Below are 12,902 nucleotides of genomic sequence, written 5' to 3' on the forward strand. Positions count from 1 at the left end.
CCGTGCTTGCCGCGACGACCTCCCCGACCGCCCGACCGACGGCACTGTGCGGGCGGCTGCTGGGTTCGACCGCCGTGGCGTTGCTCGCGCTCTGCCTGCCCGCATGCGGATCGAAGGACTCGGGTGCCGACACCGCGCCGTGCGCCGCCGAATCGACGACCGCCGATGCGACCGTCCGGCCGATCCCGTTGGCGCAACCGACCGTCGAACTGGTCTCCGCGGGCGACGGCGACCGCGCGGTGTTGCGCGCCGCGCCGGACCGCGGGTCGGCCCAACACGTGCGCTTCTCGGCGACGACGACGGTGCTGTCGCGGTTGGCCGACGCACCCGCCGACGACAAGGAGTCCTCGTCGCGGCAGGACCAGGCGGTCAACGTCGAGCTGACCGCACGGCACCATTGCACCGACGACGCCGACGTCGCGCTGCGCTTCGATTCCTTCTCCGCCGCCGACCCCGTCGTCGCCGGCGATCTCGGCAAGGACTCCGGCTCGCGCGGCGGCCTGACGGTGGGCGCGGCGCGCGTACCGATCTCGCTGCGCTTGTGGCCGAACGGCGGCGCCCCGGACAACTCCCGCGCGATCATCGAGAACACCCTGGTGACGGCATTGCAGACGACGGTCGCCCTGCCGGATCAGCCGGTCGGCACCGGTGCGACGTGGCGCTCGACCCGGACACTGCTCGGCGCCACGACGCTGCGCCAGACCATCACCGCCACGCTGCGCGGGCGCACCGGCGACGCCGTCGACCTCGACGTCTCCCTCGACGAGTCCCCGACGGGCTCGGACTACACGGTGCCCGGTACCAGTCAGACCCTGCGGATCGCCCGCTATTCGTCGCTCGGCCGCGGAACGCTGCGCATCGACCTGCGCCGCGCGCTGCCGGTCGGCGGGAAGCTCGACCTGCGCGGTGCGCGCGAGCTGATCGGCGCCGACGCCGCCCATCCCCTGGTCCAGCAGACCCGCTACCAGCTCTCCTGGACCGGGTAGCGCCCCAACCCCGCCGAGTGGGCACCTGAATCGCGTCGAGTGGGCACCCGCCGGATACGACGAGACCCGCCACCGGTCCGTTCGGTCCGGTGACGGGTCTGCGTCGCTGGTGGTTATCCCGCGGGGTGCGGCTTGTGCTTCGACGCGCCTGCGGGCGCCGGGCACATCGCGGTCCTCACGTTGTTGCCGCTGAGCAACGGGCACACGGTGTTCTTCGAGAGCTTCCAGCGGCCGTCGACGTAGACGATGCCCGCCTCGGCCTTCGCCGGCGGGTTCTCGCCGATCTTCAGCTGAACCTTGACGGTCGCGCGACGCGGGCCGTCGGGGATCACCGGCGGGAAGATCTTGTACGTGGCGTCCGGGTTCTCCTTGCGGGCCTGCACCAGCTTGTCGAACACGGCCGGATCCTTCTCCGACCCCTCGACCAGCTGGGTCTTCTCCGAGTTCGGCACGTTCGGGTCCAGCGCCATGTCCAGCATCGCGTTGAGCGTCTTGACCGTCGGACGCTTCTTCGGGTCAGTCACGCCGGTGATCACGTGCCCGCCGTCCGGGGCGGCCTGGGACGCCTCGGCTGACGAACTCACCGGGGGCAGTGACGGCAGGCCGTCGTCGTTGTTGCCGCCACCACAGGCGGCGAGCGACAGCGCCACGCCGACAACCATCGCGCCGGCAGCAATCTTCGGTAGTTTCACAGTCCAATCCCTCTCTGACGGCGCACAACGGCTGCGCACCTCTTGCCAAAGCCCCCATGAGGCTAGTCCACGCGACCCGTGAATTATCTGAGCGCCCGGGTCAACACGCCGTCAACGCTTGACCCCGCCGAATGGTTCCCACACGCTAGATCAGATGGGGACGAAAAAGGTCGTGCTGATAACCACCGGCGGCACCGTCGCCTCGCACCGGACCGCCGGGGGCGCCATCCCGGTACTCCATTCCGGTGACCTCATGTCGCTGGCCGAACGGGCATTTGACCAGGCCGGGACCACCGGGCCGCCGGAGATCACGACCGTCGACCTGATGACCAGGGACTCGTCTGCCCTGCGGACCCGCGACCAATTCATCATCACCACCGCCGTCCAGGGCGCCCTTGCCGATCCCGACGTCGCCGGCGTCGTTGTGACGCACGGCACCGACACGATGGAGGAAACGGCCTTCCTCGTCGATCTCTACGCCCACGACCCCCGGCCCGTCGTGTTCACCGGCGCACAGCTGCCCAGCGATCATCCCGACGCCGACGGCCCGGCCAACATCGCCGCCGCCATCGCCTGCGCGCTCGACCCCGCGTCGACCGGGCGCGGGGTCCAGGTCGTCGTGGGCGGTCCGCCGCAACCGATCCGGGGCCTGTTCAAGGTCGACACCGAGGCGCTGCGGGCCTACGACGCGGTCCACCCGTCTCTCGGCCGACCCCTCGTCGACCTGCCCGTGCCCGCCGGGCGCACCGCCCGGGTCGACACGATCGCCCTGTATCCGGGTGTCAGCCCAGGGACGATCGCCGCCGCCGTCTCCCAGCACGCGGCGGGGATCGTCCTGTCCGCCACCGGTTCGGGCAATACCCACCCCGACATCACCGCCCAGGTCTCGTTGGCCGTCCAGCAGGGGGTGACGGTGGTGGTGAGCACCCGCGTGCCCTACGGCGAGGTCGCCGCGCTGTACGGCGGCGGTGGCGGTGCCGTCGACCTCGTCGCGGCGGGCGCCCTCATGTCGGGTTGGCTGCGCGCCCCGCAGGCGCGCATGGCGCTGGTCGCGCTGTTGACCGCCGGGGCCACACGGGCCGAAGTCGCCGAATTCTTGGCGAAATCCGGGCCCGTCGACGGCGGGGCGGACTAGACCAGGTCGTAGAAGGGCTCCGCGTACCGGAAGACGCAGTGCTCGACCGACCCGTGCTCGCCGGCGAGTACCCGCGCCTGGAACGGCGGCCCACCCCATTCGCCGACATCCGGCACGATCCCCGCATCCGATGCCGGGCCGAAGCCGAAGCGGCGGTAGTACGCCGGATTGCCGAGGAGCACCACGACCGTCTCGCCGAGGGCCTCGGCCGCGCCGAGGGCCGCATGCATGAGGGCGCTCCCGACGCCGTGCCCCTGTGCGGCCGGAAGGACGCCGAGCGGCCCCAATCCCAGCGCGCCGGTATCCGCACCGGTACCGCGCAGCAGTCCGCGGGTCAGGCAGACGTGTCCGACGATCCCGTCGCCGCCGTCGGCGACCAACGACAATGCCGGGACCCACGACGGACTCGCGCGCAACGCCCGCACCAGGGCCACCTCGGCCGGTTGGCTCCCCGGCTCCGACGCCGCGGCGAACGCCTGACGATGGACCTCGTCGATCCCCAGCTCGTCCCCCGCGCGCTCCCGGCGGATGATCACGACGACACCTCGCGCGCGTTCCGCTCGCGCGGACCGCGGTAGCGGAGCAGCAAGACGACGAGGCCGGCCAGCGCCGTCCATCCATAGAAGTCTCCGACGATGGTCTGCCACCAGTTCCAGTGCAACTCGCGCGCGTAGCCGGCCGGTACCGTCCAGTGCGGACCGACGTAATAGGCGACGACCACGACGACGATGGCCGCGATCGGCCACCACCGCAGCGGCGCCCCCGACTGACGTCGCCTCAGCACCGTGTCGACGGCCAACACGATGGCCGGGACGATCCACACCCAGTGGTGCGACCACGAGACCGGTGAGATCAGCAACACCGTCGCCGCGTTCACCACCATCGCGGCCAGGGGGTCACCGGCGACGACCATCCGCCGCATGACGACAAGGGCCATCGCGACCACGACGGCGGAGGCGGCCAGCCACACCACGATGGTGGCCGAATCGGACCAGCCGAATCGGATGACCATCCCCTTGATCGACTGGTTGCTGGAGAACTGCGGCGGTCCGATCCGATTGGTCGAGACGACGGTGCCCCGCAACCAGTACTGCACCGAATCGGCGCGGGCCAGGAGGAACCCGATCCCGGTGGCGACCGCGGCCGCCACCGCGACGGTGATCGCGGGCCGCCACTGCCTACCGGCGACGAAGTAGAGGATGAACGCCGCCGGGGTGAGCTTCACCGACGCCGCGATACCGATCAGGGTGCCGCGCGGCCACCACGGCTTGTCGACGAGGATGTCGGCGGCCACGAGGAACATCAGGATCAGGTTCACCTGTCCGAACCCGAGCGTCTCGCGCACCGGCTCGATGAACAGCGCGGCAGCGGTGACCAGGACCACCACCGTCAGCCGGGTGACCGCCCGGGTATCCGGCCGGATTCGGGCCAGGACCAGCCACAGCGTCCCGGCCAGTGCGGCCGTCGACAGCGCGAACATCACCGCGGCGGCCGGGTGCTCCGCCAGCATCGCCATCGGCGCGAACACGATCGCCGCCAACGGCGGATAGGTGAAGGGCAGTTCCTCGCCGTTCAGCACCGGCGGCAACGGCCCGTAGAGCAGATTGCCGTCGAGCCAGGTGCGCCCGCCGAGCCGGTAGACGAGCAGGTCGATGTAGGCCCGCGCGATCGGCAGCCACAACCAGACGGCGATCGCCGCGGCGAGGACGACGAGTGACCCGACGAGCAGCAGTGCCGATCGGCGCGAACCGCCGACGCGCGGCTCGGCACGGTCGCCGCCGTCGGCCGGTTGGGGCCCGTCCGGCGGGGAGTCGATCTGTGGCTCGCTCACCGCGACAGCCTACTTCTCATCCCAGGCCAGCGAGTCCAGCGGATCGGCCGGGTGCAGCGCGGGCTCGGGGAGATCGAAGGTGCGCGCGGCGCCGGGGCCGGTGGCCCTCGTCTCGAAGCGCACGGTCACCACGCCGTGGCCGGTCCCCTGCACCCACCCGTGACCGAACTCGTCATGCGCGACGTCGGCGCCGGTGTCCCAGAGCGGTGGCGGGTCCGCCGGAGCCGTCGCGGCGTCGTCGGTGGGCCCCGGGGCGGGCTCCGGGACAGGCGCCGGCATCTCCCGGTCGCCCTCGACGCCCCCCTTCTCCTCGTCGAACAGCGTGAACTGTTCGGCATCGGTCAGTCCCGAATACCCGACGCCGACGAGGCGGATCGGTCCTACTTCGAGCGGGTCGAGGGCGAGCCGCTGGGCCGCTGCGGTCAATTCGGCCCGGTCGGCGGTCCCGACCGGCAGCGTCGCCGACCTGGTCAGCACGGACATGTCCGCGCGCTTGAGTTTGACCACGACCGTGCGCGCGAGCCGCCCGTCGGTCACCAGCCGTCGGTGGGCGTCGGCCGCGGAGCGGGTGATCTCCTCGCGCAGCGGTCCCATCGCGACGATGTCGACGGCCATCGTCGACTCCGAGCTGATCTGCTTGGCCTCGGCACGCTCGTGGACCGGCCGGTTGTCCACGCCCCGGGCCAACTCGTGCAGCGCCAACCCGACCTTGGACCCCAGCACCGATACGACCTCGGTGGGCGCGAGGGCGGCGAAGTCGCCGATCGTCTCGATCCCCAGCCGCGCCAGGCGCTCCCCCGACACCGGCCCGATCCCCCACAGCTTGCGGACGGGCAGGCCGTGCAGATAGTCCAGTTCGCGCGACGGTGCGACGACCAGCACGCCGTCGGGCTTGGCGTCGCCCGAGGCGATCTTGGCGATCTGCTTCCCCGATCCCAGGCCGACGGAGGCGGTCAGCCCGGTCTGCGCGCGGATCGCCGCCCGCAGCTCCTGGGCGAATTCACCCGCCCGTGCCGCGGACGCGCCGGCCAACTCGGCGGGTTCGCCGAAGGCCTCGTCGAAGGAGAGCATCTCGATGATCGGAATCCGCGCCCGGACGACGTCGAAGACGCGCGTGCTCGCCGCCCGGTACACCGCGCCGCGCGGCGGCACCACCACGGCGGCGGCCCCGACGAGTCGGCGCGCCTGGTGCATCGGCATGGCCGAGCGCGCCCCGAAGGCGCGTGCCTCGTAGCTCGCCCCGGCGACCACCCCGCGGCCACCGCGCCCGCCGACGAGGACGGGGCGCCCGCGCAGTGTCGGCCGGGTCAGCTGCTCCACCGACGCGAAGAACGCGTCCATGTCCAGGTGCAGCACCCAGCGCGGGCTGGTCTCGGCACCGGCCCCACCCCCGGGGGAGGAGGACACGTCAGGCCTTGCGGATGTCCGCGCTCGCGCCGTCGCCGAGTTCGACGGCGGCCGGTCCGCCGTCGGCGGCCTCGACGTCGAACTCGGTCGCCAGGATCTCCCCGGCGATCATCGACGCATGCTCGCGGGCGGTGTCCAGGCGCGGCGCCGGAACCACCAGGCGGACGACGATGCGATCGGAGATGTCGAGGTCGAGGTCGCGGCGGGCCTCCTGCAGCTCGCGCACCCGGTCCTTCGCCCAGCCCTCCGCCTCCAACTCCGGGGTCACCGTGGTGTCGAGGACGACCAATCCGGTTCCGCCCGGCAGCTCGGCTGTCGAGTCGGGGGCACTCGCCACGAGCTTGCGGCTGTATTCGCCGTCGCGCAGCTCGATACCGTCGGCGACGACGACCTCCGCGCCGTCTTCCCCCGTCGCCACCGACCAGTCGCCGGACTTGACCGACTTGATCGCGCGTTGGACGTCCTTGCCCAGCCGCGGACCGGCGGCGCGGGCGTTCACGACGACTTCGCTGCTACCGAATTTCGACGGATCCGTGTGCAGTCCAACCGATTTCACGTTCATCTCGTCGGCGATGAGATCGGTGAACGGTGCCAACCGTTCCGCGGTCGGCGAGGCGATCGTCAGCTCCCGCAACGGCAGTCGCACGCGCAGCTTGTTGGCCTTGCGCACACTGGAGGTCACCGAGCACACCGCCCGCACCTCGTCCATCGCGGCGACCAGCTCCGCGTCGCGCGGTAGGAGATCGGCCGACGGCCAGTCGGTCAGGTGTACCGACCGCTCACCGGTCAGGCCCCGCCAGATCGCCTCGGTCGCCAGCGGCAGCAGCGGGGCGGCCAACCGGCAGGCGACCTCCAACACCGTGTAGAGCGTGTCGAAGGCGGCCGGATCCTCGTCCTGGCCGGCCCAGAAGCGGGCGCGTGAACGCCGCACGTACCAGTTGGTCAGCGACTCGCAGAACTCCCGGAAGGAGTCGCAGGCCCCCGAGATGTCGTAGGTCTGCAGGGCCGCGGTGATCTCGTCGCGGGTCTGCGCCAGCTTCGCGAGGATGTAGCGGTCCAGCACGTTGTCCGAGTCGGTCCGCCACTGCGCCGGCCGCTGCGCGTAGAGCTGCAGGAAGCTATAGGCGTTCCACAGGGGCAGCAGCGCCTGCCGGACGCCCTCGCGGATCCCCTGCTCGGTGACCACGAGGTTGCCGCCGCGCAGGATCGGGCTGGCCATGAGGAACCAGCGCATCGCATCCGACCCGTCCCGGTCGAACACCTCGTTCACGTCGGGATAGTTGCGCTTGGATTTGCTCATCTTCTGACCGTCGTTGCCGAGCACGATGCCGTGCGCGGCGACCGTCTTGAACGCCGGCCGGTCGAACAGGGCCGTCGACAGCACGTGCAGGTTGTAGAACCACCCCCGCGTCTGACCGTTGTACTCGACGATGAAATCGCCCGGGTTGTGGGCAATTTCGCCGGTGGCGGGGTCGCCGTCGAACCAATCCCGGTTCTCGAACGGGTAGTGCACCTGGGCATACGGCATCGATCCGGACTCGAACCAGCAGTCGAGCACCTCGGGGACGCGGCGCATGGTCGAGCGGCCCGTCGGGTCGTCCGGATTGGGCCGCGTCAGTTCATCGATATGCGGCCGGTGCAGGTTGTCCGGGCGCACGCCGAAGTCGCGCTCCAGCTCGTCGAGCGATCCGTAGACGTCGACGCGCGGATGCGCCGGGTCGTCGGAGACCCACACCGGGATGGGTGCACCCCAGTACCGGTTGCGGCTGATGTTCCAGTCGCGGGCACCCTCCAGCCACTTGCCGAATTGGCCGTCGCGGATGTGTTCGGGCGACCAGTTGATCTCCTGGTTCAGCTCGACCATGCGGTCGCGGATCTTCGTCACGGCGACGAACCAGCTCGGCACCGCCATGTAGATCAGCGGCTGCCCGGAGCGCCACGAGTGCGGGTAGGAGTGCTCGATGGTCTCGTGCCGCAGGATCCGACCCTGCAGATGCGACCCGCTCGCTGCGCTCCCGGCGTCGGCCGCCTTGAGGTCTTTGATGATCACCGGGTTGGCGTCGAAGACCATCTGGCCCTCGTAGGGGGGCACCTCGGCGGTGAACCGGGCACCGTCGTCGAGGGGGCGGACCACCTCGATGCCGTTCGCCGCGGCGACGTCGAAGTCCTCCTCACCGAAGGCCGGCGCGAGGTGGACGATGCCGGTACCGGAATCGGTGGTCACGTAGTCGGCGAGCAGGACGACGTGGGAATTAGCACGACCGGCGAAGAAGTCGAACGGCGGCGTGTAAGAGAGTCCGGCGAGCTGCTTGCCGGTGTAGGTGCCGAGGGTCTCCGCGTCGCCCAGTTCGGCGGCGTACGCACCGACCCGCTCGGTGGCCAGCAGGTATTCGGTGCCGTCCTGCGCGCGGACGTGCGAGTACTCGACATCCGGGTGGACGGCGATCGCGAGGTTGGACGGCAGCGTCCACGGCGTGGTCGTCCAGATCACCGCGTTCACCCCGTCCAGGGCGGCCAGCTCCCCCGACGCCGAGAGCGGCATGGTCACCGTGAGCGCCGGGTCCTGGCGCATCTTGTAGGCGTCGTCGAGCTTCGACTCCTGATTCGACAACGGCGTCTGCTCGTACCAGCTGTAGGGCAGCACGCGGTAGCCCTGATAGATCAGGCCCTTGTCGTAGAGCTCCTTGAACGCCCACATGACCGACTCCATGAAGTCGAGGTCGAGCGTCTTGTAGTCGTTGTCGAAGTCGACCCAGCGGGCCTGCCGGTTCACGTAGGTGCGCCATTCGCCGGTGTAACGCAACACCGAGTCGCGGCAGTATTCGTTGAACTTGTCGACGCCCATCGTCTCGATCTGCGCCTTGTCGGTGAGGCCCAGCTGCCGCTCCGCCTCCAACTCGGCGGGCAACCCGTGGGTGTCCCACCCAAAGCGTCGTTCCACCCGCTTGCCGAGCATCGTCTGGAAACGCGGGACGACGTCTTTCACGTAGCCGGTCAGCAGGTGGCCGTAGTGCGGGAGACCGTTGGCGAACGGCGGCCCGTCGTAGAAGACGAATTCGGGGGCGTCGGCCCGCTGCTCGATCGAGGCTCGGAACGTGTCGTCGGCATCCCAGTACGCGAGCACCGTCTCTTCGATGTCGGGGAACTTCGGCGCGCGCGGCGTTCCGCCGGTCAGATCGACCACCGGATAGGGGCGGGACTGGTCAGACGACAGGGATTCCTGCGATGTCGACATGGCGTTCGGGTGCCTCCGTGCTCGTCACTGCACGGGGACGGCGCCGACCTGGCGGTCGGTCGTCGCGGTACCACCCCGCTTGCCCGTGACCGCCCGACGATGCGGGCGAGCCGGACCACTCGACTTGATCGGGAGTAACGGGCCCGGACCCGCCCGGTTCTACTGGGATCCACGTGCGGATCTGTTCTTCCGGGTGCTCCCCGGTGATGGCCGGATCATCGCGGTGCCCAGTTTAGTCAGTTCGACGGCGGACGCCAATTCGGATCGAGGGGATCAATCGGCCGCGCGGCTTCCTCGCTCGGCGGCCGGCGCCGCGCTCGGCGGCCCACCGGATTCGACGGGATGTCGTTGACGTGCGCGATGGCCGCGCGCGACTCGTCGGCGACCAGGCCGGACCCCGAGGTCGGCGGAATCGACGACTCCCACCGGATGCCGGAGACCTCTTCGCTGTCGCCGACCACCTTGGGAATCGAACCGGTCGTCTCGATCCGCGGGATCGACCCGGTCGACGTCACGTAATCGTGCAGGTCACCCACCCGCGGGGCGCGCCCGGTCGACGCCGGGGTGGGCCAAGCGGCGGTCGAGGACTGCGCGGGCGGCTGCTGGGCCGCGGGCTGAGGCACCGCAGGTTGCGGCACCGGAGGTTGCTGGGCCGGAGGCTGCTGCCCCGGGGGGTGGACGGGCGGTTGGGGCGCCTCGGTGCGCTCCCAGGTCGGCACCGGACGCGAACCGGGCGCCGGGGCGGGAGGCTGATTCACGGTCTCCACCGTGAGCAGGGTGAACGCCGGGTCCGACTCCGCCGGAGGGGCCGGCTGTGCGGCGGGCGCCGGCGCCGGTGCTGCTCCGCCGCCGAAAACCGGGATCGGCCCGGTGAAGTCGGGTTCGGGGTCGCGGAAACCGGCCGCCGCGGCGGTATCGCCGACCGGGGCGGCGGTCGAGGTCGTCGTCCACCCCGATCCGGGCGGAGCGGGTCGACGGGGGGCGGCGAATTGGCCGGATGCCGGCGCCTCACCCTCGCGCACCCCGTGTCGTGCCGCGGGGAACTCCCCGGTCCGCGGGCCGATACGGGTGTGCGAACCGGTGTTCCCCATCGACAGGGCGCCGGTGCCCGCTACGTCGGCGTAGGCGCCGGCGTCGCGCTTCGCCTCGCGCTGCGCGGCGTAGGCAGCGACGTCCTCACCGAGGAAGGCGCCGGTGGTCGGCGCCTCTTCCACCGGATTGGCCCGGGCGGTCCGCCTCGTGTCGACCAGCAGCAGGATCAGCCCGATCGCCGAGGCGACGACACAGGCGACGGCCAACCAGACGTGACCGGTCAGAAGTCCGGCGACGAGCAGCCCGAAGGCCGTGAGAGCGGCGAGGATCGCGGCAACCAACATGGCTCACTCCAACCGAACGACTAGTACTGCCCGCTGCCCGGGTAGCCACCCGGGTCGGCGATGGCCTCGCGGCCGCCCTCGACCGGCGCGGCGCTCCCGCGCTGCGCGAGCTCTTCGAGCTGGGACTCCAGGTAGGTCTTCAGTCGCGTGCGGTACTCGCGCTCATAGGTCTTGAGCTGCTCGATCCGACCCTCGAGGACGCCGCGCTGCTGGCTGATGGTCGCCATGATCTCGCTGTGCTTGCGCTCGGCGTCGGCCTGCAGCGCCTCGGACCGCTCGGCGGCCTGGCGCAGCTGGGCCTCGGCCCGGGTCTGCGCGTCGGCCAGGATGGCCTCGGACCGCTGCCGGGCGTCGACGAGCATGCCGTCGGCCTTCGCCTGAGCCTCGGCGACGATCGAATCCGCACGGCCGCGGGCGTCGTTGAGCGTGGCCTCCGACTCGCTGCGCGCGGTGGCGGTGACGCGGTCGGCGGTGTCCTGGGCCAGCGCGAGCACGCGGGCCGCGCGGGCGTTCGCCTCCTCTTCGGACTGACCCGCCGGTCGCGGCGGCTCGGCCGGGGCCGCGTAGGCGGGCGGCTGTCCGGCGAATACCTGTGTGGGCGCCGGCTGCGGCTGGGCCGGTTGCGGCGCGGCGGGTGCGGGACCGGCGGCACGGGCGTGGGCCAGCTCGGAGTCGAGTTCTTCTACTCGCGCGGTGAGGTCGGCGTTCTCATTGATGAGACGGGCGAGTTCGGCTTCCACGAAGTCGAGGAACTGGTCGACTTCGTCCTCGTTGTAGCCGCGTTTCCCGATGGGCGGTTTGCTGAATGCAACATTGTGCACATCAGCCGGTGTCAGCCGCATGGCCTATTCCCCTCTACCTCGGTGTCGTAGACGCATCTCGTCTGCGACGTCTGGCGTGGCGCGCTGAACCGCTGAGTGCGAAAAATACACTGTTCACAACGGACAGTTCTGCCCCTAGCGCACCATCCTGTCACAACCATCCCGCCCGTCGCACCCGTCCGAGACGGTGTCGCAACCTAACGGTCGCCCAACAATGACCTTGGGCTCGAGCCGGTATACGCGGCGGCAGGACTCCCACCAGCGAGTTTACCCCCGCAACTCCTCACATCAACGCGAGGACGACGCGCTGCGCGATGATGACGAGAATCATTACGATCATCAATGACAGGTCGAGTCGCACGGCGCCGAGGTTCAGCGGCGGGATGACCCGCCGCAGCAGTTTGATGGGTGGATCGGTCAACGTGAAGATCGTCTCGACGATGACGACCACCGCCCCCTTCGGGTGCCAGTCCCGGGCGAAGGAGCGAACCAACTCGAGGACGAGGCGGGCGAGCAGGAGCATCCAGTACAACCACAGGACGTAGTAGACGATGGTGAGGAAAACGGTCACATCATCACTTTGCCGCAGATCGCCGCGCGCGGCACGTCCGGGTCACGAGTGACTGTAAAAACCGGTCTCGGCGATCCGGCGACGATCCTCGGGTGAGACGTCGATATCGGCCGGTGCCAGCAGGAAGACCTTGGTCGCCACCTTGTCGAAGGAGCCGCGCAGCGCGAACGCCAGACCGGCGGCGAAGTCGACGAGCCGCTTGGCGTCGGCGTTGCTCATGTCGACCAGGTCCATGATCACCGGGTTGCCGCTGCGGAAGCGCTCCCCGATCGTCCGGGCCTCGCTGTAGCTCGACGGGCGCAGCGTGGTGATCTTCTGGCCGTCGCCGAAGACGGCGGGCTCGGCCTCTGCGGCCAGGCCGGCGGTGGCGCCGACCGCCCGCAGCGTCGACCCCGCCGAGCGGTGCAGCGGCTCGAGGCGCGCGTTGCCGCGGGCACCGCCGGTGTAGACATATCCCCCGTTGCCGACGGCGGCGTAGTCGCGCTCGTCCTCCTCGTAGCGGTTCGAGGAACGGACGCGCTCGCGCCGCTGTTCGGTTTCGCGGACCGGTTCGCCGTAGGGATCGGCACCGTAGGAATCGGCACGGTACGACTCGGCGAAGCCCTCGTCCCGGTAGGAGCCGTCGCGGTAGGCGCTCTCGCCGTAGTAGTCGTCGTAGTCGTAGCCGCGACCGCGCACGCGCCGGATCGCGCCGGTGCCCTCGTCCTCGAGGTAGTCGTCCTCGTAGTCACTCGGCGGCACCATGCCGAAGTAGGCCTTGAACTTCTGCATCGTGGTCATCGTGCGCCCCTCTATGTCTATCGGCTCTTCTGGTTGGTCGGTGACGCTGGCTTCGCCAAAGTCGTGGT

The 12,902-nt window shown here is 70.3% G+C and carries 11 protein-coding genes; 2 read left to right on the forward strand and 9 right to left on the reverse strand.

Annotation, left to right across the window (positions count from 1 at the left end):
* Positions 1–2: 2 nt before the first annotated feature.
* Complete coding sequence (locus HUN08_RS10445; protein ID WP_124248984.1) at positions 3–986, forward strand: hypothetical protein; 984 nt, start codon at positions 3–5, stop codon at positions 984–986.
* Positions 987–1,099: 113 nt separating this feature from the next.
* Here the strand turns inward: HUN08_RS10445 and HUN08_RS10450 are convergent, their stop codons facing one another.
* Positions 1,100–1,678: a hypothetical protein gene (locus HUN08_RS10450; RefSeq protein ID WP_124248985.1), complete on the reverse strand. Its 579-nt coding sequence runs from the start codon at positions 1,676–1,678 to the stop codon at positions 1,100–1,102.
* A 154-nt stretch (positions 1,679–1,832) separates the two neighbouring features.
* On the opposite strand from HUN08_RS10450, the gene HUN08_RS10455 reads away from it, so the two are divergent.
* Positions 1,833–2,813, forward strand: a complete 981-nt coding sequence (locus tag HUN08_RS10455) for an asparaginase domain-containing protein (RefSeq protein ID WP_124248986.1) — start codon at positions 1,833–1,835, stop codon at positions 2,811–2,813.
* Here the strand turns inward: HUN08_RS10455 and HUN08_RS10460 are convergent.
* From HUN08_RS10460 to HUN08_RS10495, 8 genes are all read right to left on the reverse strand, one after another.
* Positions 2,810–3,349 carry a GNAT family N-acetyltransferase gene (locus HUN08_RS10460; protein ID WP_301546668.1) on the reverse strand — a complete coding sequence of 180 codons (540 nt, stop codon included), beginning with the start codon at positions 3,347–3,349 and terminating at the stop codon, positions 2,810–2,812. The genes HUN08_RS10455 and HUN08_RS10460 overlap by 4 nt on opposite strands.
* The gene (locus tag HUN08_RS10465) at positions 3,346–4,644 is read right to left on the reverse strand and encodes a glycosyltransferase 87 family protein (protein WP_124248988.1); all 1,299 of its coding nucleotides are present in this window, start codon (positions 4,642–4,644) and stop codon (positions 3,346–3,348) included. The genes HUN08_RS10460 and HUN08_RS10465 overlap by 4 nt, the downstream gene beginning before the upstream one ends.
* Positions 4,645–4,653: 9 nt before the next feature.
* Positions 4,654–6,051, reverse strand: coding sequence for a DNA polymerase IV (locus tag HUN08_RS10470; RefSeq protein ID WP_301546669.1), 1,398 nt, complete (start codon positions 6,049–6,051; stop codon positions 4,654–4,656).
* 1 nt (position 6,052) lies between these two features.
* Entirely contained in the window at positions 6,053–9,286 is a 3,234-nt protein-coding gene (gene ileS / locus HUN08_RS10475) for an isoleucine--tRNA ligase (protein ID WP_124248989.1), read from the reverse strand.
* A gap of 236 nt (positions 9,287–9,522) precedes the next feature.
* Entirely contained in the window at positions 9,523–10,662 is a 1,140-nt protein-coding gene (locus HUN08_RS10480) for a hypothetical protein (protein ID WP_124248990.1), read from the reverse strand.
* A gap of 20 nt (positions 10,663–10,682) precedes the next feature.
* Positions 10,683–11,504: a DivIVA domain-containing protein gene (locus HUN08_RS10485; protein ID WP_124248991.1), complete on the reverse strand. Its 822-nt coding sequence runs from the start codon at positions 11,502–11,504 to the stop codon at positions 10,683–10,685.
* A gap of 262 nt (positions 11,505–11,766) precedes the next feature.
* The gene (locus HUN08_RS10490; protein WP_124248992.1) at positions 11,767–12,054 is read right to left on the reverse strand and encodes a YggT family protein; all 288 of its coding nucleotides are present in this window, start codon (positions 12,052–12,054) and stop codon (positions 11,767–11,769) included.
* A 42-nt stretch (positions 12,055–12,096) separates the two neighbouring features.
* Positions 12,097–12,834 (reverse strand): cell division protein SepF, encoded by a 738-nt coding sequence (locus HUN08_RS10495; protein ID WP_124248993.1) that lies wholly within the window; start codon positions 12,832–12,834, stop codon positions 12,097–12,099.
* Between the last annotated feature and the right edge of the window lie 68 nt (positions 12,835–12,902).

It is taken from the genome of Gordonia sp. X0973, assembly GCF_013348785.1.
Classification (GTDB): Bacteria; Actinomycetota; Actinomycetes; order Mycobacteriales; family Mycobacteriaceae; genus Gordonia.